The following is a 25,165-nucleotide window of genomic DNA, read 5'->3' as shown; positions in this document are numbered from 1 at the left end:
CGCAGCGCGATCGAGCGCGATCGACGCCCATCCGACCTGCCCAATAAGTCCGACTCGAGAGCTACCTCCAAGCTTGCCGCCTCAACGACAAGTCGCGGATCGACCGAAAGTTCTCGGATGTAAACCCAATCGCAAATAGGAGCAGCCAACTCCGGTAACCCGCAACGAAATTGGGGTAGCCCAAACGGGTGACACGCCCTAGGATCACGGCAGCGGAAAGTGTCCGCCTCACTCGGGAACTCCCGTGTGACGACGGGTGAGTTGTACCCTCTTGCATTTTCAACGACCCCGAGCGCGCTTACAGAACGGGGATCCTCAACAAGAACCGGGGACGCGAAATCCATGAAGCACCCTCCCGAGGTGGCGGAATCCCTGCACCAGTGCACCCCTCATTCGATGTGTGCGATCAACTCCGTCACTCACAGCCCGATTTAGCCAGCTCCGAACGGAGATAAAGCAGACTCCCGACTCGTCCGGTACGACGGTCGAGGAATTCGAAGAGCTCTTCGAGCCCCGTTCCGGACCCGTCGCCCCCACGACGACTGATCAGCGACAGCCGATGCCCCTCGACGCACGATCGGCGAGGGCATGAGTTCGCCGCTCCACGTCCCCCAGGTCGAACAGGCTTGGACCGCTCCACGCCCGACCCTCTCGTACGTGTTTCGTCGTGCTATCTATCGCAGGAGCCGTGAAGAAGCAATGTCCGATTCCTCAGCGTCGGTCATCCGCACCGTCCTCGAACAGTCCTCTCGCGTCCTGCAGACGTACGAGGTCGACCCCGGTCTCATTCCCGAGCACGCCAACGGTGAGCGCCGCATCACTCAGGGCGGATACGGCGACCGCCAGCTCTTCGAACTCGTGCAGAACGCCGCTGACGAGATCGCGAATGAGCCCGGAGGGAGCGTCCACGTCGTTCTCACCGAGACACATCTCTACTGCGCCAACGAGGGATCCCCGGTCACTCCCGTGGGCGCGGAAACCATTCTCCGAATGAGCATGTCGCGCAAGCGAGGCGGTCAGATCGGCCGATTCGGCGTGGGCGTGAAATCCGTTCTGGTCGTCACCGACACTCCGCAGTTCTTCAGCAGAACCGGCGACTTCGGATTCGACCGCGAATGGGCGCTGGAGAAGATCCGGTCGGTCCCCGGTGTCCTGGAGCACCTGGGCGACCAGTTCGAGGCGCCGGTGCTGCGGATGGCCCGCCCCCTCGACGCGGCCGTCGAGCGCGCCCAGGACTCCGTCCTCGACGAGCTGCTCGACTGGGCCACCACCGTGGTCCGCCTGCCACTGCTCCACGGTGCCGCCGGCAAGCTGGCGCTGGACATGCACGGCGGGCGGACGGCCGCCGGGGCGGCCCGCGAGGAGTTCCCACTCGGATTCCAGTTGCTCTCCCCGCACGTGACGAAGGTCGTCCTCGAGGACCGCCGGCCCCGCCCGGCCGTCCGTCGAGTGCTGACCGCCGAGCGCTCGGGGAATCTGCACACCGTGGTGGAGGAGCGGACGGGGAGGCCGACCGTCAGTGCCCACTGGCGGGTCTTCTCCACCACGCACGAGCCGGGCCCCGCGGCCCGGGCCGACGCCGGGGAACTGCACGACCGGCTCGCCTTGGACCTCGCCTGGGCGGTGCCCGCGCTGGAGAAGGACGAGAAGACCGGGCTCCGCGTCAGTCCGCAGTCGCGGGGGCGGGGACGCTTCTGGTCCTTCTTCCCCACCAAGTACGAGATGTCCCTGAGTGGCATCCTCAACGGCGCCTGGAAGACCAACGAGGACCGTCAGAACCTGCTCGACTCCTCCGCGTTCAACGAGGAGATGGTCAAGGTCTCGGCGTCCCTGGTGGTCGACTCCCTGCCCGGTCTGGCCCCCGCCGAGGACCCCGCCGCGTACCTCCCGCTGCTTCCCGGCCGTGTGAAGGAGGCGATCAGCTGGGCGGACGAGTTCCTGACCCGGGAGATCTGGGAACGGACAGCTGTCCGCCCGTCCCTTCCCGACCAGGAGGGCGTACTGCGCGTCCCGACCGAGCTGTGCGTCCCGCCGCGTCTCGACAAGGACCGGCACTCCGGCTGGCTGCGCATGTGGCACGAGACCCCCGGCCGCCCCTCTGACTGGCTGCACCCGAACGCCGAGGTCGACCCGCTGCGTTCGGGAAAGGTCGAGCACATTCTCGGTGCGGCCGGCCACAAGCGGTCCGACGTGCGCGCATGGCTGGAGGCCCTCGTCGAGTGCGGCACCGCCGAGGCGTCCGCGACCGCAATCCGCATCGTCGCCGACATGATCGAGACCCGGTCGCCGTACGCCGACGAGGCCCGCAAGGCGAAGATCGTGCTCACGGAGGAGCACGGCCTCGTCCCTCCCGTCCCCGGGCAGGTGTTCCGCCGTGCCGACGAGGACGGGCTGCGCGAGTCCCTGGTGTACGTGGTCGGCGAAATCGCCCGGGACCCGGCACTCGCCTCGGCCCTCAACCTGCTCGGCATCCGTGAGGCGGACGTCGAGGGCCGGTTCATCAGCGTGCTCGACCAGGGGTTCCACGGCTACGGGAACGCCGAATGGGCGCGCTTCTGGGACCTGTTCCGCCAGGCCGGCGGGCGCAGGCTGACCCACACCGTGCTCCAGCACGTGCCGAACGTCGGCGAGACTCTGTGCGTGCGGACCGTGGACGGGAAGTTCCGCCCGGTGCGCGACTGCATGCTGCCGGGCGCGGTGGTCGACGCACGACGCGACCCGGGCATCGCCGTCGATATGGGTTTCCACTCCGACGACCTCGCCTTCTTCCGGGAGATCGGCCTGCGAGAACGACCGTCGAGCTCGGTGCGCCCGGAGGGCGAGAGCTGGTTCGAGGAGTACCGGGAAGCGGTCCACGCGGCCTATCTGCGGAGCCTGGACCAGCGGGCTCCCCGCCCGGCCCTCAACCGCATGAAGGTGGAGGGTTCCGCGATCGGCGGCCCGCTACACCTCTTCCGGTCGCTCTCCGAGGAGTCCCGAGCGGCCTTCCTGAAGGCGTTGCCTGACGACGCCGTGGTGGACAACTGGACGCGCCAGATCGGCGTGCAGTCGAGCACCCGGCAGGCCGTGATGTCGCCGATCCGCTGGATGCTCAGGAAGTACGGAACGGTCTCCACCTCCCAGGGCGTCAAGCCGCTGGGCGAGGCGGTCGGCCCCCAGCTCGCCGCCTACCGCGACGTGCTGCCGGTCGCCGACATCTCGCCCGAGAAGGCGCGCAAGCTGCGCCTGCCCGTCACGGTCGACGAGGTCCCGGCCGCACACTGGGAGACGCTCCTCTCGGAGGTGACCCTGAGCGAGGACGACGCCTTCGTCGGCAACACCTACGTGATGCTCACCCGGTTCGAGGCGGACTTCCCCGAGGACGCGCTGACCCGCTGCCGGATCGGCGACGCCTGGGGCACCCGACCCGACGACGAGATCACCGTCGCCGTCGGCACGACCGAGTACCGGGCACTGCGCGCGGAACAGCTTCCCGCCCTGCTCGTGGCGACCGCCGAGGACGCCGAGCTGATGGTCGAGAAGTGGAGCATGAAGCGCTACGCCGAGGCCATCACCCGGGAGACCCGCGAGGTCCCGGACGGCGACCCGGTCCCGCTCATGGAGCTGTATCCCGCCCTGCGCCAGCGGCTCAGCAGTGGCAACCGGAACGCCGTGGTGCAGCGGTGCACGGAGCTGGAAGAGGTGACCCGGACCCCGAACGCGGCGAAGACCCGCCCTCTGGACGCGGTACGCCAGGGCACCACCGTCAAGGTCCGCGTCCCCCTGGAGCCCGAGCCGATGCTCCGCCTGATCGACCGCGAGCTGGAACTCGGACTGGGCACGGACGGCTGCCGGACCGTCCTGGAACGACAGGAGCAGATGGCGCGGGACAGTGCGACGAAGGCCGCTCTGAAGGCCGTGCGCGACACCGAGGACGTGGTCACCAAGATCGAGCTGCTGATCGGTGCCGAGGCCCTGCGGTCCGGTCTCCCTGAAGGGCTGATGGAGGCCGAACTGGAGGCGACCGGCGGGGAGGAGCCGTCCGGGCACCGGATCGCGCAGATGGCCTTCAACGCACGCGGCGACAGGGTGCTCCACCATCATGCCCGGGACATCCAGGCCAAATTTCCCCACGCGCCGGTCGGGTACGGAGGTGCGTCGACCGCCATCGCCTTCGTGTCGAGCCTCGGACTGCCGGTGACCTTCGCCGGCTCCCGGGCGCCTTCGCCGCCGGTGTTCGAGACGATCGACGGCCCGCGGGACTTCCCCGGGCTCCACGAGTACCAAGAGGACCTGGTCCGCAACATCACCACGTTGCTCGATCGCCTGGTCCCGCAACGCGCCATGCTGTCCCTGCCCACCGGCGCCGGCAAGACGCGCGTCACCGCCGAGGCCGTGATCCGCTGGGTGAAGCGGGTCGGCGAGCTACAGGGACCGCTGCTGTGGATCGCGCAGACCGAGGAGCTGTGCGAGCAAGCCGTGCAGAGCTGGAAGTTCGTGTGGAGCAAGGTGGGGGCGGAGCGGCCCCTCACCATCAGCCGCCTGTGGAGCGGCAACGAGGTCGGCGACGTCGAAGGACACCCGCATCTGGTCGTGGCAACGGACGCCAAGCTGGAGCGGTGCCTGGGCACCGAACAGTACGAGTGGCTGCTGGAGGCCTCCCTGGTCATCGTGGACGAGGCCCACACGGCCATCTCCCCGCGATACACCGACATCCTGGGGAAGTTGGGGCTCACCCAGTACGAGACCCGTCGTCATCTGCTCGGTCTGACCGCCACCCCGTACCGCAACACCAACGAGGAGGAGACCAGGCGGCTGGCCGGCCGCTTCGGCCGGCGACGCCTCGACGAGGGTGTGTTCCCGTCCGGCGATCCGTACCGGGACCTCCAGGAATGGGGGATGCTCGCACAGGTGGAGCACCGCACCCTCGAGGGCGGCAGCATCGAGCTGACCCGCGACGAGAAAGCGCAGGCCGAGCGCATGGCCATGCTCTCCCGCTCCGCCGAGCAGCGCCTCGCGGAGGACCACGCGCGCAGCCGTCGGATCGTCGACGAGGTGGCCGGCCTCCCCGAGGACTGGCCGACCCTGCTCTTCGCCACCTCCGTGGACCACGCCAACTACCTGGCCGCACTGCTGAACGACCGGGGAGTGTCCGCCGCCGCCGTTGACTCGACGACCAGCACGCAGGACCGGCGTCGACGCATCGAGGACTTCCGCGCAGGACGCATCCGGGTCCTCACCAACTACGGGGTGCTGACCCAGGGGTTCGATGCACCCGCCACCCGTGTTGTGGTGGTCGCCCGCCCGGTCTACAGCACCAACGTCTACCAGCAGATGATCGGCCGAGGCCTGCGCGGCAAGAAGAACGGCGGCAAGGACACCTGCCTGATCCTCAACGTCAGCGACAACATCGCCAACTTCGACACCCAGCTCGCGTTCACCCAGTTCGAACATCTCTGGAGCCGCAAGTGACCGACGTCTACCTCGCCAGCCCCCCGCTCACCGACGAGCAGCAGGCCGTGGTCGATCAGCCCTGGGACGCGCGTGTCCTGGTCACGGCGGGAGCCGGGGCGGGGAAGACGCACACCCTGGTCCGCCGGCTCGACGCGCTGTGTGGCCACGAGGACCCGGAGGAGGCGTTGGAGGCCGCCGAGATCCTGGTGCTCACCTTCTCCCGGGCCGCCGCCCGCGAGCTGCGTGAGCGGATCGCCCGGCACGGCGAACGCGCACGGCGGGTGCGCGCCCAGACCTTCGACGCCTGGGCGTACGCCGTGCTCCACCGGGCCCGTCCGGACAGCGACTGGACGGCGGCTGGCTTCGACGAGCGGATCGCCGCCGCGACCGCCGCCGTCGAGAAGGGCGCGCTGGAGATCGGTGACGCCGTCCCGCCGGCCCATGTGGTGATCGACGAGGTGCAGGACCTGCTGGGCGCACGCCGCGATCTGGTGGAGACGCTGCTCGACCGGTACCAGGACAGTTGCGGCTTCACCGTCGTCGGGGACGCGGCACAGTCCGTCTACGGTTTCCAGATCGCGGATCCGGGCGAACGCGCCGACGAGACCGGCAGGTTCTTCGACTGGCTGCGCTTCTCGTACCCCGACGACCTGGTGGAGCTGCGCCTCACCCAGAACTTCCGGGCCACCACCACCGAGGCCCGGATCGCGCTCGCGCACGGCCCCCGCCTCCAACAGCTCACCGACCCGGACGAGGCGGGAGCGCTCTACGACGAGCTGCGCGACCTCCTCCTGGACCCGGCGAACGGCATGGGCGACCTCACCGACGAGTTCACCCTAGACGGCCTGCAGAACCTCACCGACACCTGCGCCGTCCTCACTCGCGACAACAGGGAGGCTCTCGTGGTCTCCGGGCTGTTGCACGCGCACGGCGTCGAGCACAGGCTGCGGCGCCCGCTCGAAGACCGTCCGGTGCCGTACTGGGTCGCCGAGTTGCTGCGCCGCACGGAGGCCACCGGTCTCGCCGAGGACCGGTTCCGCTCCCTGCTCTCGGAGATCCCGCTGCCGTACGAGCCGAACGCGGCGGTCCTGTGGACCGCGCTGCGCCGGGTGGCTCGCGGGGCCGGACGCGGCGTGCTCGACCTGGACCGGCTGCGCAGCGCGGTCGCCGCCGGCAGGTTCCCCGACGAGGCGACCGACCCGGAGATCGCCCGCATCGTCGTCTCGACCGTGCACCGGGCCAAGGGCCTGGAGTTCGACCGGGTGATCGTCCTGTCCCCGCCCACCGTCGCGGAACTCCACAAGCGACACAAGGACGACCTGGACCTCCCCGCCGAGGCCCGCGCCCTCTACGTGGCGATGACGCGCGCCCGCCACGACCTTTACCACGTGGCCTCTCCCGAGCTGCCGCACTTCAGGAGGGCGGGACATCGGCGCGACGGCCGCCGCTACGTCGGGTCGTGGCGGTCGTACGACAGGTACGGGATCGTCGCCGAGGCGGGCGACGTGTGCCGGGACAACCCGCCCGACCACGAGACGGACGCCGCCGCCACCCAGACGTATCTCCTGGAACGGGTGCGCTCCGGCCAGGAAGTGGTGCTGCGCAGGCGCCACGACCTGCCGATGGGCGAGTCGCAGAGCCCGCCGTACGCCCTGGTGCACAACGGACGGGAGATAGGCGAGGCGTCACAGCGGTTCCGCGAGGAGCTGTTCCAGGTGCAGAAGGTGAACAGCACATGGGACCCCTGGTGGCCCGACGAGATACACGACCTGCGGATCGACACCCTGGAGACCGTGACGGGCAGCACCGCCGCCGGCGCCAACGCCGGACTCGGCGAGCGAGGCGTGTGGATCAACCCTCGGATCACCGGCATCGGCCGGTACCGGAGAGCCGACGACAACAAGGAGCAGCGCGCATGACGCACGGGGCTGGCCGACACTCCGAGCACTACCGGGTCCGAGACGAGGAACTCCTGGTGGGGCTCCGCCGTGAGCTCCTCGGCCCCGCCGCGGACGCCGAGCCGGAAGACCGGGACGAGGTGCTCACCCAGGACGCGCCGATCGACCGCTATCTGACCGGCGTGCTGTACCCGCGCCCAGCGGACGAGGGCGCCGAGGAACGCAAGAGGGAGCAGGCGGCCGAACAGGACGGTCTGGACGACACACCGCTGCTCTCCCACGACAATGTCGAGGAGTCCGGCACCGTGCCGGACCTCGGCAGGGCGGGTGACAGGCGTCCGTCCTCGATGGGTCTGACCTTCGCGGTCGATCCGGCCATAAGCGCATCGATCCTGGTCTCCGCGCGCGCCGCCGTCTACGAGCCCACGGACACCGACGGCAACCCGGTGGAGCCTCGCCGTGCCGAGGCCCGCAGCACCTCCGACCAGCAAGAACACTGGCGGCGCAGGGAACTCGAACTCCCGGACCACGAGGTCGACGTCAACACACCCGTCGGCGACGAGCGGCAGGAACTGCACGACGGGGTCGTCCTGCGCGTCACCGTCCGACGGCCCGACCCGACCACCGGCACGGTCACGATCACGGTGACGCTGGTCAACGACAACAGGGTCGGCAAGTGGGATCTCCAGGACGCCTTCTCCCTGTTCCAGTGCGGTCTGACGGTGCGGGCCACCGACGGCTCCACCGCGTTCGTCGAGCGTTCCGCCCCGTACTCCGCCCACGACCCGGAGATCGCCACGAGTCGGCTGCTGCACCGCCACGCCCCGACCTTCGCCGTCGGACACGGATGCTCCGCGGAATGGGACTGGACCCCGCCACCGATCGGCATGACCGACACCGTTCGGGCCGCCGTCGCGCAGGTGCGCAGCCAGTTCGTGCCGACCATGGAGGTGCTGCTCACCGACTCCAACCCGGAGATCGACAGCTCGGCGTTGTCCATGCTGGGACTGGCCAAGAAGCCCGACGCCGAGATCCTGGCCGCTCTGGAGGATCTCGCCACGGGCTACGAACTGTGGATCGACCGCAAGGCGGTGGAGGCGGACGCCCTGACGGGCGGCCACCACGAGAAGGCCGCGCGCGAGCAGGTGGCGGCCTGCCGTGAGGCGCTCGACCGGATCGGCGGGGGCATCGACCTGCTGCGGACCAAGCCCGAACTGATGCTCGCGTTCCGCCTCGCCAACCAGGCCATGGCCGACCAGCGCGCCCGCAGCGCATGGGTCAAGGACGGACGCGTCGGCGCCCCCGACCCGACCGCCGGCCGCTGGCGTCCCTTCCAGATCGCGTTCGTGCTGCTGTGTCTGGCCGGCATCGACGACCCCGATCATCACGACCGCAAGGTCTCCGACCTGCTGTGGTTCCCGACCGGTGGCGGCAAGACGGAGGCCTACCTCGGACTGATCGCCCTCACGTCGTTCCTGCGTCGCATCCGCAGGGGCGCGGACGGCGGCGGCGTCACTGTCCTCATGCGCTACACACTGCGGCTGCTCACCCTCCAGCAGTTCGAGCGCGCGACGGTCCTGCTCTGCGCCATGGAGCAACTGAGGCGCCGGACGCCGGAATTGGGCGACGAGGAGTTCTCCGTCGGCATGTGGGTGGGCCGTTCGGCCACTCCGAACACTCTGGCCAAGGCCGACGAGAAGCTCGGCGAGCTGCGTAGGAACCTCGCCAAGCGCCTCGCCAAGGAGAACCCCGTCCAGTTGCACGTCTGCCCTTGGTGCGGCACCCACCTCGACGCCCGCGACTACGACGCGGACGAGGACGCCAAGCGGATGTACGTCCGGTGTCCCGGCGCGGGCTGCGACTTCGCCGACGGCCTGCCCGTCCATCTGGTCGACGAGGCGGTGTACGACGCGCGGCCGACGCTGGTGATCGCCACCGTCGACAAGTTCGCCTCGATGCCGTGGCGCCCGCAGACCTCCGCGCTCTTCAACCTCGACGACCAAGGCGACGGCACCCCTCCCCCCGAGCTCGTCGTCCAGGACGAACTCCACCTGATCTCCGGCCCGCTGGGCACCCTCACCGGTCTCTACGAGACCGCCGTGGACGCGCTCGCCGGTCGCCCCAAGGTGATCGCCTCCACGGCGACCATCCGACGCGCGGCCGACCAGGGCCGCCATCTCTTCGCGCGCGAGGTGCGACAATTCCCGCCCGCCGGTCTGGACGCCCGCGACTCGTGGTTCGCCGTGGAGACGCCCCGCGAGGAGAAGGCGAGCCGCCGCTACGTCGGCCTTCTGGCCCCCGGGACCAGCCAGTCCACGCTGCTGATCCGCACCTACGCCACGCTGCTGCACCGGGCCGCGCACGCGAACACCGTGGACGAGGTGCGCGACGCTTACTGGAGCCTGGTCGGCTACTTCAACAGCCTTCGTCTGCTCTCGGCGGCAGAACTCCAGGTACACGACGACGTGGTGGCCTACCTGGAGTTGCTCGCCGATCGGGAGGCGGTGGCGGTCCGCTCGGTCGCCAACTACTCGGAGCTGACGAGCCGTGTCGACGCCAGCGAGATCCCGACCCGTCTCAAGGGCATCGAGAAGAAGCTGCCTGACGAGGACACCGTGGACGTCCTGCTGGCCACCAACATGATCGCGGTGGGTGTGGACGTGGACCGCCTCGGCCTCATGGCGATGATGGGGCAGCCGCAGACGACGGCCGAGTACATCCAGGCCACCAGCCGAGTCGGCCGCGCGCACCCCGGTCTGGTCGCGGTCATGCTCAATTCGTCCCGTTCCCGTGACCGTTCCCACTACGAGAGCTTCCAGCACTTCCACTCGGCGCTCTACCGGGAGGTCGAATCCACGTCCGTCACCCCGTTCTCCGCCCGCGCCGTCGAGCGGGGGCTGCACGCGGTGGTCGTCGCCCTCGCTCGCATCCTGATCCCTGCCGCCCGCCCCAACGAGGGCGCCGGCGACGTCGAGTCGTACGAGGACGTGCTCCGGGGCCGTATCAAGGACGTCTTCCTGGATCGTGTCCGCGCGGTCGCCCCCGAGGAGACCGACGCCGTGTCCGATGCCTTCGACGAGTTCGTCGACTGGTGGTGCGAGGAGGCCGACGTCCACAGCGGTCTGCTCTTCGAACCCCGACCGGGGAGTCGCGCCCCCTCACTCCTGAAGTCGTTCGACGACGAGTCCGAGGACGCCCAGGCGTGGTCCACGCTGTGGAGCCTGCGCGACGTCGACGCCGAGTCCGCCCTGTTCATGGAGGGAACCCGATGACCCCGCCCCCCGCCCGTCGGCGCCGCACGGCCGCGAACGGCGCAGCGCCCGCCCACAACCTGCCCAGGCGTGGTGCGGTCCGCCGCGCCCAGGCCATCACCACGTACGGTGTCGGATCTCTCATCGCCGTCGACCACGAGTCCTTCGTCGTCTCGGGCCTCGATGACGCCGAGAACAGTTGGAGAGCCGACGAGGCCCCTCGGATCCACGAGCGGCGTCTGGCCCGCCTGCTCGGCGTCGGCCATTTCAGGCTGCCGCCCGCGTCCGACGACGACAGCAAGGACGGCATGCGGGTCCGGCGCTTCCCGCTGATGCACTCCTGCCCCGAGTGCACCGACCTCCAGCGCCACCGCGACTTCAATCCGCCGGAGGGGCGGAGCGTCTGCGGGACGTGCGAGGTCGACCTCGTCCCCTCCCGCTTCGTCGTCGCGTGCGAGGCCGGGCACCTCGACGAGTTCCCCTATTGGCAGTGGGTCCACCGCTCCACCGGGCGCGGGGGCGCGGCGGCAGAGCGGTGCGGCGGGAGACTCAAGCTGCGTTCGTCCGGGCGTACGGCGTCGCTCCGGTCGATCCTCGTCTCCTGCACCTGCGGGCAGGCCCCCGAGGTCTCCATGGAGGGCTCCTTCCGCAGGAACGCGCTCGAGGACCTGGGTCTCATGTGCCGGGGTTCCCGCCCGTGGCTCGGTACGTCCGCCGCCCAAGAGTGCGGGCGCCGCCTGCGCACGCTGCAGCGCGGTTCGTCCGCCGTGTGGCAGCCGGTGATGAAGTCGGCGCTCTCCATCCCGCCGTGGAGCAACGGCCGCTCGGATCCGCTCGCCGAACACTGGGAGAAGCTCCGAAAGTATGACAACCGCGTGGCTGTCGAGGCCTATCTCGACGCAGTCTTCGACGAGGAGTGGCCCTTTTCCCTCGACGAGGTGATGACGCTGCTCGATGCGGAGCGTGAGGAGGACCCTGACGGTGATGCGGCGGCCTCCTTCGACCACCACTATCGCGCACTGCGCAACAAGGAGTACGAGCGCCTCCGCTCGGGAAACGACGAGAGCGAGCATTCCCGCGACGAGCAGTTCATCTGCGAGACGCCGCAGGGCGACGCGGACGTGCTCGACCCGCTCGGCGTCACCGGCCCGATGCTGGTCAAGAAGCTTCGCGAGGTGCGCGCGCTGAAGGCGTTCACCCGACTCGCCGACCCCGAGTCGACCACCAATTCGACGGAGATGCCCCTCTCCTCGTCGCCCCTGCGCTGGCTCCCAGCCATGGAGGTGCGGGGCGAGGGGGTCTTCCTCCGCCTGGACGAGGGCCGACTGGGCACCTGGGAGAAGGCCACGGCGGTGGCAGCCCGCGCGGAGCGGATACGCACCGCGCACCAGCGGGTCCTTGACCAGCGGGCCGGCGACGGAGGCCAGGCCGTCCCCTCCCCCGTCACCCCACGCATGGTGCTGCTGCACACCCTGGCGCACGTCCTCATCAACGAGTGGAGCCTGGACGCCGGGTACCCGGCCGCGTCTCTGCGTGAGCGTCTGTACGCCGCCGACGACATGGCCGGGATACTGATATACACGGCGACGAGCGATTCGGCAGGCAGCCTCGGCGGTCTTGTCGCGCAGGGCGAGCCGGAACTCCTGGACCACACGGTCCGTTCGGCCATCCGCCGTGCCGAGTGGTGCTCCTCCGATCCGCTCTGCATGGAGACCGGGGTGTCCGGCGCCGGCGGGGCGAACCTCGCCGCCTGCCATGCCTGTGTGATGCTCCCGGAGACGAGTTGCGAGCACAACAACATCCTTTTGGACCGTGCGTTGCTCGTCGGAACCCCTGACGACCCCGAAGTGGGCCTCTTCGCCGGAATCCTGAATCCCTGACGTCCGAGCCACCTTGGCGAAGACGCCGACACGGATCGGCGTCTTCGCCTGTTTCGCGAGTCCGGGACCCTTCCGTCACCATGCGGGGTCATAGCGTGTCCGCCTCGAACTGCATCTGGGCGCGGTCGAGCGCCTCATCGGCGTCATGGCCGTGGGCTCGAAGCCAGTGAAGAAGATCGGAGATGACGTCGATCGCCACCTCCTCCGCGGCGATGGCGCTCAGCTTGCTCGATCCCGGCAGGTGGGTCGGCAGCCCCGCGTTGTAGAGGTGCAGGCAACTCGTGGCTCTGGAGACCCGGACGTCCTTGCTGTGGCCGTTCGCCTCCGTCAGTCCCGATGCGAGTTCGACCCACGTGATCTTGCGGTCGGGCAGGAGTTGGACGCCCCAGCGCTCAGACATCGCGTCTACGAGGGCCATACCGCGCCCCGCCTCGGCATCGCTGGCCGAGGCGATCAGACGCGGTAAGGCCCGAGTGTCGGGATCATGGACTTCCATACGCAGGCTCGTACCGCTGATGGAGACGGCGAGCGTCGTCGGGGTACCGGGGCCCACGTGTGTGATCACATTGGAGACGAGTTCGCTCAGGCAGAGCTGGGCCGGCTCCGTCAGCTCTGCCAGTCCCCAATTGCCCAGATGAATGCGAAGCAAGCGCCGCAGCGCCGCCATTTCCGCCGGCTCGGCGGAGAAAGAAAGATCCCAAGGCCTTCTCGGCGTACATCCACCGCAATCCATGTCCCAACTCCTCTGATCACCTGTCTGGTTGCGCTGCTCGTGAAGCAGTGGCCTGTCGCCCTGGCGCAGGCCACCCCTCCCAGGGCAGGAGAGAACAGGTAGGCATGCACGATGCGCTTCTGCTCACCGCCGCGTGTGCGGTGTGATGTTCAAGCTAGAAGAGGCTCAGGTAAATTTGCCATCTGATTCGGAAAATTAGCTCGATCGTGGCTCGGGGATGCCCGCGCACGGCAGACTGCCGTCTGAGCCAACACGGAAGGACCGTCATGCCCCCGAAGGCAGTCCCCACTCAGCGGCAGAAGCGCCTCGGCCACGAGTTGCGCAGGATGCGGATCACCGCAGGCATGTCCGCGGAGCAGGCAGCGAATCTCCTCGGCGTCGATCGCGGCAAGATCTCCAACATGGAGTCCGGCGTCCGGAACATCAGCGAGGAACGCCTGCGGACCCTGGCTCAGCACTGTCTCTGCGACGACGAGAAGTACGTGGGAGCGCTGGTCGAGATGGCGTCGGCCGGACGAGGTTGGTGGGATCAGTACCGTGAGAGCCTCCCCCAAGGCATGTTGGACATCGCCGAGTTGGAGGCCGGAGCCACTCGTATGCGCGTGGCCTGCACGGTGCACATCCCCGGCCTGCTCCAAACGACGGACCACGCCCTCGCGGTTTTCCGTGCTGTCCTACCACAACTGCCCGAGCACGAGGTGGCCATGAGGGCCGCCCATCGCAGTCGACGCCAGGAGCTGCTGGCCCCTGCTTGCGCACCGCCTTTCACCGCGATCGTGCACGAGGCCGCGATCCGGATGCAGTTCGGAGGGCCTCGGGTCGCTCGCGAACAGCTGGAACATCTGATCGCACAGTCCGAGAGGGACGGCGTCACGGTACGCGTCGTCCCCTTCACCCACGGAGCATTCCCCGGCGCGGGCCAGACGGTCCTCTACGCAGAGGGACCGTCCGAGCGACTGGACACCGTACAGATCGACAACTCTCACGGCCCGGACTTCCACTACGGCGAGGCCGAGTTGACCAAGTACCGTGCTCACCTGGATCGGATGGAGGACCTGGCGCTACCGCCTGACGGATCGAGGGACTTCATCCGCACGGTCGCACGCGAACTCTAGGAGGCGTCATGTCCGAAGTTCAGTGGGAAGAGCCCTTCTGCGGAGAGGGCAACTCGTGCTTTCGGATAGGTGTCGACGAGTCCGGCAACGCGTACATAGCGGTGCATGGCCAGGAGGACCGTTTCATCACGGACAGCCGTGACGCTCTGCGAACCATGATTCTCGACATCAAGGCCGGAAAGGCGGACCACTTGCTGAAGTGAAACCGCTCTTGGATCGCTGACCTTCGATGGAACCGCAAGGAGGGCTGTCGCCCGCGCCTTCGCTCCGGGCTACGTCGGACAGGAATCCCGCACTTACTAGATCGACTACCCCAGTACAGGAATATTCCCGTGGTGTCATGGACACTCTCCACCCTTCCGCCCTAACGTCCCCCTGAGGCAGGGAACGGCCCGGCCCGACACACAGGGGGCACAATGGCGCGCGGCGATCTGACGCGACTGACCGGCAACGGCAACGGCAACGGCGAGTGTGGGGGCGACGACTGCCCCAACGTGTACCGAACCAGGTCGGGGTCGTTCGTGGTTCAAGGGGACTTGTCGAATGCCTTCGACCCGCCGGAGGGCGAAGCGCTCGTGGAGATCCCGGAGTCGATTCTGAGGGAGGCAGTCCGTGCTCTTGGCTGGTGAGGACTGGCGGAGGACGTTCGACGCCATGGAACAGGAGGCATGGCGCCTGGAAACCCTGCCTGTCTACCGAGTCCCGCAGGAGGAAGAAGTCGTCCGCCGATTCCTGGACGGGGAGCCTGTGACGCGTGAAGCGACACAACCCTGGTTCGACAGGGTCGAGGCGTACGTGGCCGGCGGCCGCAGTGTCGGGCGGGTGCATATCATCACTCGCCCGCTCTCGGACTACCTCCGCTTCGAGTTCGAGCATTACCGCCACAACGTCGAAGCAGGTGAGGCGATCCGCATCCTCGACGTGACCGATCGCCCCAACCCACTCGACGGCGTCCAGGACTTCTGGATGTTCGACCGTTCCCGGATCGTGCTGATGCACTACGAGGCGGACGGAACTCAGATCAGCCGGGAAGCGTACGAAGGCGACCCGGCACCGTACCGGGAGTACCAGGGCATCGCACTGTCCGAATCGGTGCCCTTCGAGGAGTACGTGAAGGGCCTTGACGCTTGATCCCGAGCAGCTGGGGCAGTCGAAAGCCGACCTGGCCGAGACGCTGAGAGCGATGCGCAAGCGAGCCGGCCTGTCCCAGGTCCGGCTCGCCAGGCGTTGCAATGTTTCGCAATCAAAGATCAGCAAGATCGAGACGGCAGAGATCACGCCGAGCCTGGTCGACGTTGAACTCATCCTGCGCGCACTCGAAGCCCCGGAGCAATTGGTTGCCGAAATAACGTCGCTGGCGCGGCTGGCGAACACCGAATGGCAACCCATCCGGTCGTCATGGCGACGCGGCCTTGAAAAGCGCCAGGCAGAGTTGGCCGGCCTTGAGGCCGAAGCCACGGAGCTTCGTTATTTTCTACCGGCGATGATCACCGGTTTGCTGTCCACGCCAGAATACATCCGCGCAAGCCTCGAATACTCACCGGGAGACGTCTCGAAGACGGTGGCGCGGAAACTGGAACGGCAGGCGGTGCTCTACGACACGACAAAGCGCTTCACCTTCCTGCTCACGGAGCAGGCCGTGCGGTGGGCCGCGGTTCCTCCGGCCGCCATGGCCGTGCAGATCGATCGCTTGGCCTCGCTGTCCCATCTCCTCAACATACGGATAGGGCTCATACCCATAGGCACGGTCATAAGTCGCGGCCCCATGAACACTTTCACCGTCTATGACGACCGTCTCGCCACTGTCGAGACATTCACTGGGCGGACCGTCTTCCGTGACCCCCGTGACATCGCCGAACACCTCGACGTTTTCAGGAAGTACGAGCAGGAAGCTCGATTCGGAGAAGCAGCCCGGAATCTCCTTCAGGAATGGGCGAACCTCTACCGTTGATCTTTAGTAGACAACGGGAATACAGCTCGACTTAGCGCACTCGGCGATGGATCATGTGTGAGTCATGAAAACCTTGGGAGGACCAATGGCGGACACATGCAAGCCTCACGGGTACGAACCGACCGAACTCCCGTCGGAACCTAAAGCGGCACCAGGGTGCAGCACATGCCTCGGTATTTGTATGCGCCGCGAGAATGATCGGTCCATGGGAGACCACAGCGCCGTATCCGACTCGAACGTGCGGCTGCGCAGGCATCAGGCCGAGGCCCACGCGTCATGAGCCGTGGAAATGCGACCGGACTCTTCACCGACAGCCCTCTCATGACCATTCGTGTCTCGCAGGACTCCGGGAAGACGTGGGGACCCGAACATGCGGTATTCACCACGGATGACCTTCCGCCCCTGATCACCACGGAGTGGCCACCCTGTCGGTGCCGACGCTGCGAAGGACGCGATAGGGGCTCCGCACACCGAGGCGCCAGCGACCTCCCCCATGAACTCCCGCCCACCATGGGCGGCGGCGGTCAGTCGTGGCCGCGACCAGTTGGGCAGAAAGAAGGTGCAGTGATGCTGGACGGAAACAGCCTGTACGGGCTCGACATCAGCGGGGCCTCCTTCGTGAAGGCATGCGGAGGTCCCTGTACCGAGGGATGCGTGACGCTCGCGCGGATCGGCGACGACGCCTGGGCGCTCGGCGACAGCAAGCGGCCGGACGCGGAGCCGTTGCGGTTCACCACGGAAGAGTTGGACGCGGCCGGCATCGACCCCGCGAGGTTCGGCCTGCCCGTGTGACCTTCCTCGGCCCGGCCGGTACCCGCTCAGGCCCGGGACCGGCCGGGCCTTCTTCCACCACCGAACCGACGCCGAATGGGGATGGCGACTGGTGCACCACCATGGCTACCTATGGGTCGGGCCGAAGGAATCCTTCGACGACGAAGCCCTACGGCGGCCGCCGCACCCCGAACCGCCCCCGGCGGGAGGCAGACCCGAGCTGATCCAGCGCTATCGCGAGGTGGCCACGGCGTTTCCGACCGCGGATCTTCCTCCACTGGAGACGGCGTACTGGCTGGCCAAACCGCGCTCCCTGGTGCGCGGTACATGGAGTGAGCCCAAGGAAGCGGCAGCCTGGATCGGCGAACGCGTGACCGAGTACGTGCCTCGGTTCGTCTCCGAACGCGACCGTGAGTGCGTCGATCTGCCGAGACTCGTCAACTCCGCTGTGGAGAGGCTGCTTTCGGGTGCTGACATCTCACTCGGGTTCTACCTTGAGCGTCCCTCATACCTGTCGTTGGCCCTGGTGACGTGTTCTCCGAACCGGTCGAAGCCTGAACTGGCCTGCCCCATGGGATAGCTGAGCGGCAGCGGGGCTTCTACACCTCTCCGTCCCGACCCCCCCCACAGCTCCCCCACCTCCTCCGCTACCCCCGGCGCCGCCAACATCAACGGCTCGTCGTACAGGGAGACTTCCGGGAAGGCCACCGCGCCCGCCTCCGTTGCGATCAGATAGGCCGGGAGGCCGTCCACGGAGTGGAATTCGCCGATGGCCGCGGCGGTTGTCCGGCCTGCGGCTACCTGGGCCAGGGAGAGGGCCGTGGAGCCCATCACCCTTGCCGTGCAGTGGCGGGCGGAGAGGGCGGTGAGGAGGGGGTCCAGGCCGGGCCAGTGGGCCTGGGTGGCCCATTCAGTGAGGAAGAGGTGGCTGGTGAGGGTGGTGTGAGGGGCCGCGTGGATCGGGAGGCCGTTGAGGTGGGCGCCCCGTCCTCGGATCGCCGTGAAGGTCTCGCCACGCCAAGGGTCGGCCACCAGGCCGAGCAAAGGGGTGCCGTCAGCAGCTGCCAGGCCCGCCCAGGGCCAAGCGCCCGCTCACCGGCACCGGTTAGGCTTCGGGAGGTCTTGGATTCGTGCGTGGGAACGGGGGTTGTCGTATGGCCGGGGTTGTCACTGCCGTGAGCAGCAACGGGGAGTACTCCTTCACCAAGCCCAACCGGGAGAGCATCAGGTTGCTCGCCGGGCTCGGGGTCGAGGGGGACGTGCATGCCGGGGCGACCGTCAAGCATCGGTCTCGGATGGCGAAGGATCCGACGCAGCCCAATCTGCGGCAGGTACACCTCATCCACGAGGAGTTGTTCGAGGAAGTCGCGGAGAACGGGTTCCGGGTGGCGGCCGGGGAGCTCGGGGAGAACATCACCACCCGGGGGATCGATCTGCTGGGGCTGCCCACGGGGGCGTTGCTGCGGATCGGGGACGAGGCCGTCGTCGAGGTGACCGGGCTGCGCAATCCCTGTGCACAGATCGACAACTTCCGGCGCGGGCTGCTGAAGGAGGTCGTGAGGCGAGGGGAGGACGGGCGCGTCGTCTACAAGGGCGGGGTGATGGGGATCGTGAAGGTGGGGGGCGTGGTGCGGCCGGGAGACGGGATAGCGGTGGAGGTTCCCGCAGGGCCGTCGCGGCCTCTTGAGCGGGTCTGACGGGGCCCGCCGCGAGGGGCGGCCCGACCGCGCGTTAGCCTCGGCGGAGACAAAAGGGCACACAAGGGCAGGCACAGGCATACGAGGAGACACTCATGGCCAAGGTTCCCAGCGCGGTCGTCGCCGCCACCGGACTCGTCGGCGGATACGGCGTCGCCCGCTGGACCAAGAAGCGGCAGCTCGGCGGAGCCGTCCTGGCCGTCGCCGGTGCGGCCGCCGCGCAGCAGTGGCACAAGAAGGCGGGCGCCAAGGCCGCCGGCGCGCTGAGCGCCACCTACGTCGCCGCGTTCGCCGGGTCCCACCCGCTCGCGAAGAAGGTCGGCGCCTGGCCGTCCGTGCTCGGCGTTGCCGGCGCCGTGGCCCTGGCCTCCTGGGCCGTCGCCGACCGCCGCGGCTGAGACCCCGAACCCCGCAGCACGCAGCTCGCAGGGCCGGGCTCACCTACAAAACCCGGCCCACTTGCACCGGCCCCCGCCTCGGACCCCCACCCCAGGCCTCCACCTCACACCCCCGCCTCACGCCCCCACCTCACACCCCCGCCTCGCACCTCCACCCCGGGCCCCCACCCCACACCCCCGCCTCACGCCCCCACCGCACGCGACACCACATAGATCAGCAACCCCGCCAACGACCCCACCACCGTGCCGTTGATCCGGATGAACTGCAGGTCACGGCCGATGTGAGCCTCGATCTTGCGGGTGGTGTGCTCGGCGTCCCAGCCGGCCACCGTGTCGGTGATCAGCGAAGTGATCTCCTTGCGGTAGGTCGTCACCACGTGCACCGCCGCACCCTCGACCCAGCTGTCGACCTTCTCCTGCACCTTCGGCTCCGTCGCCATCCGCGCACCGAGCGAGAGAAGAGCGGCCCGCAGGCGCAGCCGCAGCGCGCTGCGCTCGTCCTCCGCCGCCGCGAGGACCATGGACCGTACGGCACTCCACGCCGAGGCGATCAGGTCCTGCACCTCGCCACGGCCCAGCACCTCACGCTTGAGGCGCTCCACGCGCGTGCGTGTGTCGGTGTCGGACTGCAGGTCGGACGCGAAGTCCGTGAGGAAACGGTCGAGGGCGCCACGGGCCGGGTGGGACGGCATGTCACGCATCTCGGTGACGAAGCGGAGCAGCTCCTTGTAGACGCGCTCGCCCACCTTGCGGTCCACGAAACGCGGGGTCCAGCCCGGCGCGCCACCCTCCACCGCGTCCATGACATCGCCCTGATGCAGCACCAGCCAGTCATGGGCGCGGGCCACCACCAGGTCGACGGCCCGCCGGTGCCCCCCATCGGCGACGATCTTCTCCAGCATCTTGCCGATGCCCGGCGCGACCTCCTGCGCGTCGGCCCGCCGGGTGATCGCCTCCCCCACGACCGCCTGCACATCGGAGTCACGCAGGACCGTCAGAGCGCCTCGGAGCGCGGTGGCCAGCTCGGCGGTCACCCGGTCGGCATGCTCGGGCTCCGCCAGCCAGGCACCCAGCCGGCTGCCGATACCGACCGCGCGCAACCGCTGCCGTACGACGTCCTCGGAGAGGAAGTTCTCACCGACGAACTCACCGAGAGTGACGCCGAGCTGATCCTTCTTCGTAGGGATGATCGCGGTGTGCGGGATCGGCAGACCCAGCGGATGCCGGAAAATCGCGGTGACGGCGAACCAGTCCGCCAGCGCACCCACCATGCCGGCCTCCGCGGCCGCCGCCACATAGCTCGCCCACTCGCCCGCGCCCTCGTTCGAGGCCCACTTCGCCAGGACGTACACGACCGCCACGAACACCAGCAGTCCGGTGGCCGTCAGCTTCATACGCCGTACCCCGCGCCGGCGTTCCTCGTCGGCGGGGGTGAAGGCGGTCATGGTCCGGTGGGTCGGGGTGCCGCCCGGGTTCCCCGGGGTCTCCCCCGCAGCGCGTTCCATCGCGCTGTCCGCGCGTTCCGTCTCGCTTTCCGTGCGTTCCATCTCGCTCCGCCCGTTCGGTGATCCCGCACACACATTGTCCCTTCCTGACGACTCCCGGAACGGAACCGGAGTTCCCAGCATCTGTGTGGAGGGGACAGGCAGGCTTCTGACCGGGGGGTTCGACAGGGGCCTGTCAGCTCCCCAGAGCTCATGACTCATCATGGGCTCTTCGGATCGGAGCCTCGGGCTCCCATTTCCCGGGGAGAACAACACAAGCGTGACCAAGCGTCATGGTTATGCGGTACTGAGTGCGCTCGTCGCACTCGTCGTGGCCCTGTCCGCCGCCATCTACCTCACAGTGGCCACCGACGGCGGCACCCCGCGCAGCACCCTCGCCGGCAACCGCCCCCAGCACGACTTCTCAGCAGTCCCGGCCTCCGCCGGCACCTGGGTCGGCTCCTGGACCACAGCCCCCGTGGGCGGCGAACCCGGCACGGAGACCGAGGGCCTCGCAGGCCGCTCGGTGCGCAACGTCGTCCACGCGGGCACCGGCGGGACGAGCGCCCGCGTCACGCTCTCCAACCTCTACGGCCAGGCCCCGCTGACCATCACGCACGCCTCCCTCGCCCTCTCCGCCGGCCAGGGCACCGCCGCGGCCGCCGCCGAAACGATGCGGCGCCTCACCTTCGACGGCGGCACCAGCGTCGTCATACCCCCCGGCGGCGAGACAGTCAGCGACGCGGTGCGGATCGTCATCCCCCACGACACCGACATCCTCGTCACCACCTACTCCCCCACCCCCTCCGGCCCCGTCACCTACCACCCCCACGCCCGACAGGTCTCCTACGTCGCCGACGGCGACCGCACCGAGGACGCCACCGGCACGCCGTACACCCAACAGACCGAGTACTGGCGCTACCTGACGGCCCTCGACGTCCTCAGCAACGAGGCCGACGGCACCGTCGTCGTCTTCGGCGACTCCATCACCGACGGCGTCACCTCCACCGTCGGCGCCAACCGCCGCTGGACCGACATCCTCTCCGGCCGCCTGCGCACCGCCGTGGACGACGGCCGGCCACTGCCCCGCTACGGCATCGTCAACGAAGGCATCAGCGGCAACCAGATCCTCGCCGACGGCCTCGGCCGGCCCGCCGAGAACCAGAGCGGCCTCGGCCGCTTCAACCGCGACGCCCTCACCCGCACCAACGTCAAAGTCGTCGTCATCGACCTCGGCGTCAACGACATCCTGCGCAACCCCGGGCTCGCCGACCCCGACCGGATCACCGAAGGACTGCGCACCCTGGTCCGCCAGGCCCACGCACGCGGCCTGAAGGTCGTCGGCGCCACCCTGATGCCCTTCCGCGGACGTCCCGGCTGGACCCCCGCCCGGGAGGCCGTGCGCCGGCAGGTCAACGCCCAGATCCGGGCCGGAAGCGTGTACGACGCCGTCGTCGACTTCGACCGGGCCCTGAGGGACCCCTACGACCCGCGCCGGCTGCGCCCCGACTACGACTCCGGTGACCACCTGCACCCCAGCGACCTGGGCTTCCGCAGGATGGGCGAAATCTTCGACCTGGGCGCGCTGAAGGGTGCGGGGCAGGCGCAGCTGTAGGGACGTGCGGGGACTGGAAGGCGCCCTGGGCCAAGGGGCGGCGGGGGACGCGCCCCACCACCCCGGGATACTGGCCCCCATGACCCGCCTGATCCTCGCCACCCGCAACGCCGGAAAGATCACCGAACTGAGGGCCATCCTCGCCGAAGCAGGACTCCCCCACGAGCTGATCGGCGCCGACGCCTACCCCGACATCCCCGACGTCAAGGAAACCGGCGTCACCTTCGCCGAGAACGCCCTTCTCAAGGCCCACGCCCTCGCCCGGGCCACCGGCCTGCCCGCCGTCGCCGACGACTCCGGCCTCTGCGTCGACGTCCTCGGTGGCGCCCCCGGCATCTTCTCCGCCCGCTGGGCCGGCCGCCACGGCGACGACAAGGCCAACCTCGACCTCCTCCTCGCCCAGCTCGCCGACATCGACGACACCCACCGCGACGCCCACTTCGCCTGCGCCGCCGCGCTCGCCCTGCCGGACGGAACGGAACGCGTCGTCGAGGGCCGGCTGCGCGGCACCCTGCGGCACGCCCCCTCGGGCACCAACGGCTTCGGCTACGACCCGATCCTCCAGCCGGACGGCGAGACGCGGACGTGCGCGGAACTGACCCCGGACGAGAAGAACGCGATCAGCCACCGGGGCAAGGCGTTCCGGGCGCTGGTACCGGTGGTGCGGGAGCTGCTGGGCTGAGCACGGGAGAGGGGTCGCCCACCGGACGACCCCTCTGCGTGTGCGGCCGGTGGGACTCGAACCCACACGGGCTTTCGCCCACGGCGTTCTAAGCGCCGCTTGGCTGCCAGTTACAACACGGCCGCGCGCACCGCCATGGTACCGGTCGTCCACCGCCTGCCCGAGGGGAACGTCGGCGACCACCTCGACACCAGGTACTTGTGATTGCGTGACAGTTGGGACACAGCAGCCGCAGGTTCTCCCGCCGGTTGTCCCGCCACTCCCCGCTGATGTGGTCGATCTCGAGGGTCATGGGCTTGCCGATCCATTGCGAGCCGACACCGCATCCCGCGCACTCCTCCGGGACACCGACTTCGCGGAGCGCGCGGCGCAGCACTTCGTTCATGCTGGCCGAGGCAGCCACAGCCCGCTCAAGGATCTCCCGCGTCCACCTCACCCCCTCCCGCTCGAAGTGCGAGACATCCACCCCCAGCTTCTTCATCCGCGCGAGCACGTACCGCCGCGTCGAACTCCTCGGATCCACCCCCAGCCTCTCCAGTGCCTCCGACAACGTCCGCGCTCCCCGAGCCGCCTCTTCCAGCCGCTCCTTGGTGTACGTACTGGCCCCCATTGAGCCCCCTCCGTTTCCGGCTGCGTGTTCGCAGCCTCGCACGGAGTAACGAACCGGTTATCGGACAGTCACGCCCGATATACGGAACGGCCCGTACCGGGGTGCCCCGGTACGGGCCGTTCCGACGGTGGAGGGGTGGGGCTCAGATGCCCAGGTCCTTGATGATCTTGGCTACGTGGCCGGTGGCGCGGACGTTGTAGAGGGCGTGTTCGACCTTGCCCTGTTCGTCGACGACGATCGTGGAGCGGATGACGCCCATGTAGGTCTTGCCGTAGTTCTTCTTCTCGCCGAAGGCGCCGTACGCGTCGAGGGCCTTCTTGTCGGGGTCGGCGAGGAGGGTGACCTTGAGGGACTCCTTCTCGCGGAACTTGGCCAGCTTCTCCGGCTTGTCGGGGCTGATGCCGATGACGTCGTAGCCGGCGCCGGCCAGGAGTTCCAGGTTGTCGGTGAAGTCGCAGGCCTGCTTGGTGCAGCCGGGGGTCAGGGCGGCCGGGTAGAAGTAGACGATGACCTTGCGGCCCTTGTGGTCCGACAGGGACACCTCGTTGCCGTCGGCGTCGGGGAGGGTGAAGGCGGGGGCCACGTCGCCCGGCTGGAGTCGCTCGCTCATCGGGCCAGCGTAACCGGGGGGCCTTGCGGTGCGGGGTGAGGAGAAGCTGACAGACTGTCCAGAACAGCATCAGGAGACTTCGGAGGCCGTACGGTGGCGGACACGTCGGACACCAGAACCCCGGCGCAGATCGAGGCGGACATCAAGCGCCGCCGCGACGTGCTGGCCGACACGCTCGACGAGATCGGGGTGCGGGTGCATCCGCGGACGATCGTCGGGGACGTCAAGGCGAAGGTCGTCGCCAACATCGACCACACGGTCGGCCGGGCGTATGTGCAGGTCAATCGGATGGTGAGCGAGGTCCGGGCGCAGTTCGTCGATGACGAGGGCGAGCCGCGGATGGAGCGGGTCGTGCCGGTGGCGCTGCTCGCCGTGGGTGTCGTCGGGCTGCTGGCCGTGGGCTCGCGGCGGCGGCGCAAGGGCTGACCGGGCGGGTACGGGCGTGGCGAGGACAGGTAGGTTCGAGGCGTGAGCGCCAACAGAAACGTGCAGAGCACCCCCCATCACGACAAGCTGCCGATCCGGATGTTGCACGACCGGGTTCTCGTGCGGCAGGAGGCCGGTGAGGGCGAGCGGCGGTCGGGGGGCGGCATTCTGATTCCCGCGACCGCCGCGGTGGGGCGGCGGCTGGCCTGGGCCGAGGTGGTCGCGGTCGGGCAGAACGTGCGGACCGTGGAGCCTGGTGACCGGGTGCTGTTCGATCCGGAGGACCGGGCGGAGGTCGAGGTGCGGGGCGTGGCGTACGTGCTCATGCGCGAGCGTGATCTGCATGCGGTGGCGGCGGACCGGTTCGAGGGGTCGGAGGACTCCACGGGTCTGTATCTCTGAGGCCTGCGTCTGTATCTCTGAGGCCTGCGTCTTCATCTCGGAGGCCTGCGTCTTTGGGGGCTAGGCCTCGGGATCGATGGTGTGGAGGGGCTGGTGACTGTTGTCACCAGCCCCTTTTGTCGTTTCTTTGCTATGTTCGAAGGAGCCCGACGAGACGCGCCGTACCGGGATGCAGGCAAAGACGACGCACCCGATGGAAGCGGTCGTTC

22 protein-coding genes, 1 tRNA gene and 1 riboswitch are annotated in these 25,165 nt (G+C 68.7%); of the genes, 17 read left to right on the top strand and 6 right to left on the bottom strand.

All coding sequences use genetic code 11. From position 1 onward, the window contains the following. Window positions 1–699: 699 nt before the first annotated feature. The 4 genes from ACWD5D_RS08920 to drmB are packed head-to-tail and all read left to right on the top strand — an operon-like array spanning window position 700 to window position 12,462. Complete coding sequence (locus tag ACWD5D_RS08920) at window positions 700–5,451, top strand: DEAD/DEAH box helicase (RefSeq protein ID WP_451372106.1); 4,752 nt, start codon at window positions 700–702, stop codon at window positions 5,449–5,451. Next, complete coding sequence (locus tag ACWD5D_RS08915; protein ID WP_451372105.1) at window positions 5,448–7,352, top strand: UvrD-helicase domain-containing protein; 1,905 nt, start codon at window positions 5,448–5,450, stop codon at window positions 7,350–7,352. The genes ACWD5D_RS08920 and ACWD5D_RS08915 overlap by 4 nt, the downstream gene beginning before the upstream one ends. Beyond that, complete coding sequence (locus tag ACWD5D_RS08910) at window positions 7,349–10,603, top strand: helicase-related protein (protein WP_451372104.1); 3,255 nt, start codon at window positions 7,349–7,351, stop codon at window positions 10,601–10,603. Before ACWD5D_RS08915 ends, ACWD5D_RS08910 begins: the two co-directional genes overlap by 4 nt. After that, the gene (drmB, locus tag ACWD5D_RS08905) at window positions 10,600–12,462 is read left to right on the top strand and encodes a DrmB family protein (protein ID WP_451372103.1); all 1,863 of its coding nucleotides are present in this window, start codon (window positions 10,600–10,602) and stop codon (window positions 12,460–12,462) included. The genes ACWD5D_RS08910 and drmB overlap by 4 nt, the downstream gene beginning before the upstream one ends. Window positions 12,463–12,550: 88 nt before the next feature. On the opposite strand, the gene ACWD5D_RS08900 is transcribed toward drmB, so the two are convergent. After that, complete coding sequence (locus ACWD5D_RS08900; protein ID WP_451372102.1) at window positions 12,551–13,195, bottom strand: ATP-binding protein; 645 nt, start codon at window positions 13,193–13,195, stop codon at window positions 12,551–12,553. A gap of 266 nt (window positions 13,196–13,461) precedes the next feature. Here ACWD5D_RS08900 and ACWD5D_RS08895 point away from each other — a divergent pair, with 266 nt between their 5' ends. The 7 genes from ACWD5D_RS08895 to ACWD5D_RS08865 all read left to right on the top strand — a co-directional run bounded on the left by ACWD5D_RS08895 (window position 13,462) and on the right by ACWD5D_RS08865 (window position 17,612). Continuing rightward, window positions 13,462–14,310: a helix-turn-helix domain-containing protein gene (locus tag ACWD5D_RS08895; protein ID WP_451372101.1), complete on the top strand. Its 849-nt coding sequence runs from the start codon at window positions 13,462–13,464 to the stop codon at window positions 14,308–14,310. An 8-nt stretch (window positions 14,311–14,318) separates the two neighbouring features. Continuing rightward, the gene (locus ACWD5D_RS08890; protein ID WP_451372100.1) at window positions 14,319–14,513 is read left to right on the top strand and encodes a hypothetical protein; all 195 of its coding nucleotides are present in this window, start codon (window positions 14,319–14,321) and stop codon (window positions 14,511–14,513) included. A gap of 213 nt (window positions 14,514–14,726) precedes the next feature. Then, window positions 14,727–14,939 carry a hypothetical protein gene (locus ACWD5D_RS08885; RefSeq protein WP_451372099.1) on the top strand — a complete coding sequence of 71 codons (213 nt, stop codon included), beginning with the start codon at window positions 14,727–14,729 and terminating at the stop codon, window positions 14,937–14,939. After that, window positions 14,923–15,441 (top strand): DUF6879 family protein, encoded by a 519-nt coding sequence (locus tag ACWD5D_RS08880; protein WP_451372098.1) that lies wholly within the window; start codon window positions 14,923–14,925, stop codon window positions 15,439–15,441. The genes ACWD5D_RS08885 and ACWD5D_RS08880 overlap by 17 nt, the downstream gene beginning before the upstream one ends. Then, a complete protein-coding gene (locus ACWD5D_RS08875) occupies window positions 15,431–16,261 on the top strand; it encodes a helix-turn-helix domain-containing protein (RefSeq protein ID WP_451372097.1) in 831 nt (276 codons plus the stop codon). Before ACWD5D_RS08880 ends, ACWD5D_RS08875 begins: the two co-directional genes overlap by 11 nt. 567 nt (window positions 16,262–16,828) lie before the next feature. After that, window positions 16,829–17,053, top strand: a complete 225-nt coding sequence (locus ACWD5D_RS08870; protein ID WP_451372096.1) for a DUF397 domain-containing protein — start codon at window positions 16,829–16,831, stop codon at window positions 17,051–17,053. 91 nt (window positions 17,054–17,144) lie between these two features. After that, complete coding sequence (locus tag ACWD5D_RS08865) at window positions 17,145–17,612, top strand: hypothetical protein (protein WP_451372095.1); 468 nt, start codon at window positions 17,145–17,147, stop codon at window positions 17,610–17,612. Here ACWD5D_RS08865 and ACWD5D_RS08860 read toward each other — a convergent pair. Beyond that, window positions 17,522–18,100 carry an inositol monophosphatase family protein gene (locus ACWD5D_RS08860; RefSeq protein WP_451372309.1) on the bottom strand — a complete coding sequence of 193 codons (579 nt, stop codon included), beginning with the start codon at window positions 18,098–18,100 and terminating at the stop codon, window positions 17,522–17,524. The two genes, ACWD5D_RS08865 and ACWD5D_RS08860, sit on opposite strands and share 91 nt — an antisense overlap. Window positions 18,101–18,186: 86 nt before the next feature. Between ACWD5D_RS08860 and ACWD5D_RS08855 the strand changes: the two genes are divergently transcribed. After that, a complete protein-coding gene (locus ACWD5D_RS08855) occupies window positions 18,187–18,729 on the top strand; it encodes an MOSC domain-containing protein (protein ID WP_451372094.1) in 543 nt (180 codons plus the stop codon). Between the two features lie 95 nt (window positions 18,730–18,824). Continuing rightward, window positions 18,825–19,127, top strand: a complete 303-nt coding sequence (locus tag ACWD5D_RS08850) for a hypothetical protein (RefSeq protein ID WP_451372093.1) — start codon at window positions 18,825–18,827, stop codon at window positions 19,125–19,127. A 182-nt stretch (window positions 19,128–19,309) separates the two neighbouring features. Here the strand turns inward: ACWD5D_RS08850 and ACWD5D_RS08845 are convergent, their stop codons facing one another. Further along, window positions 19,310–20,572, bottom strand: coding sequence for a DUF445 domain-containing protein (locus tag ACWD5D_RS08845; protein ID WP_451372308.1), 1,263 nt, complete (start codon window positions 20,570–20,572; stop codon window positions 19,310–19,312). Between the two features lie 319 nt (window positions 20,573–20,891). On the opposite strand from ACWD5D_RS08845, the gene ACWD5D_RS08840 reads away from it, so the two are divergent. Then, window positions 20,892–22,226: an SGNH/GDSL hydrolase family protein gene (locus tag ACWD5D_RS08840; protein ID WP_451372092.1), complete on the top strand. Its 1,335-nt coding sequence runs from the start codon at window positions 20,892–20,894 to the stop codon at window positions 22,224–22,226. A 79-nt stretch (window positions 22,227–22,305) separates the two neighbouring features. Further along, window positions 22,306–22,908: an RdgB/HAM1 family non-canonical purine NTP pyrophosphatase gene (gene rdgB / locus ACWD5D_RS08835; RefSeq protein WP_451372091.1), complete on the top strand. Its 603-nt coding sequence runs from the start codon at window positions 22,306–22,308 to the stop codon at window positions 22,906–22,908. Window positions 22,909–22,949: 41 nt separating this feature from the next. On the opposite strand, the gene ACWD5D_RS08830 is transcribed toward rdgB, so the two are convergent. The 3 genes from ACWD5D_RS08830 to bcp all read right to left on the bottom strand — a co-directional run bounded on the left by ACWD5D_RS08830 (window position 22,950) and on the right by bcp (window position 24,128). After that, window positions 22,950–23,033 (bottom strand) — tRNA-Leu (locus ACWD5D_RS08830). Beyond that, window positions 22,997–23,293: an HNH endonuclease gene (locus ACWD5D_RS08825; protein WP_451372307.1), complete on the bottom strand. Its 297-nt coding sequence runs from the start codon at window positions 23,291–23,293 to the stop codon at window positions 22,997–22,999. The genes ACWD5D_RS08830 and ACWD5D_RS08825 overlap by 37 nt, the downstream gene beginning before the upstream one ends. Window positions 23,294–23,660: 367 nt before the next feature. Next, window positions 23,661–24,128 (bottom strand): thioredoxin-dependent thiol peroxidase, encoded by a 468-nt coding sequence (gene bcp / locus ACWD5D_RS08820; RefSeq protein ID WP_451372090.1) that lies wholly within the window; start codon window positions 24,126–24,128, stop codon window positions 23,661–23,663. Between the two features lie 93 nt (window positions 24,129–24,221). Here bcp and ACWD5D_RS08815 point away from each other — a divergent pair, with 93 nt between their 5' ends. Both ACWD5D_RS08815 and ACWD5D_RS08810 read left to right on the top strand, forming a co-directional pair. After that, the gene (locus tag ACWD5D_RS08815; protein ID WP_451372089.1) at window positions 24,222–24,554 is read left to right on the top strand and encodes a DUF3618 domain-containing protein; all 333 of its coding nucleotides are present in this window, start codon (window positions 24,222–24,224) and stop codon (window positions 24,552–24,554) included. A 99-nt stretch (window positions 24,555–24,653) separates the two neighbouring features. Beyond that, entirely contained in the window at window positions 24,654–24,956 is a 303-nt protein-coding gene (locus ACWD5D_RS08810) for a GroES family chaperonin (RefSeq protein ID WP_393879221.1), read from the top strand. Between the two features lie 121 nt (window positions 24,957–25,077). Beyond that, window positions 25,078–25,147, top strand: a riboswitch (guanidine-III (ykkC-III) riboswitch). Window positions 25,148–25,165 lie beyond the last annotated feature (18 nt).

Source organism: Streptomyces sp. NPDC002520 (genome assembly GCF_053595235.1).
Note: the sequence above shows the minus strand (reverse complement) of the source record. Positions and strands in the feature narration are given on the sequence as shown.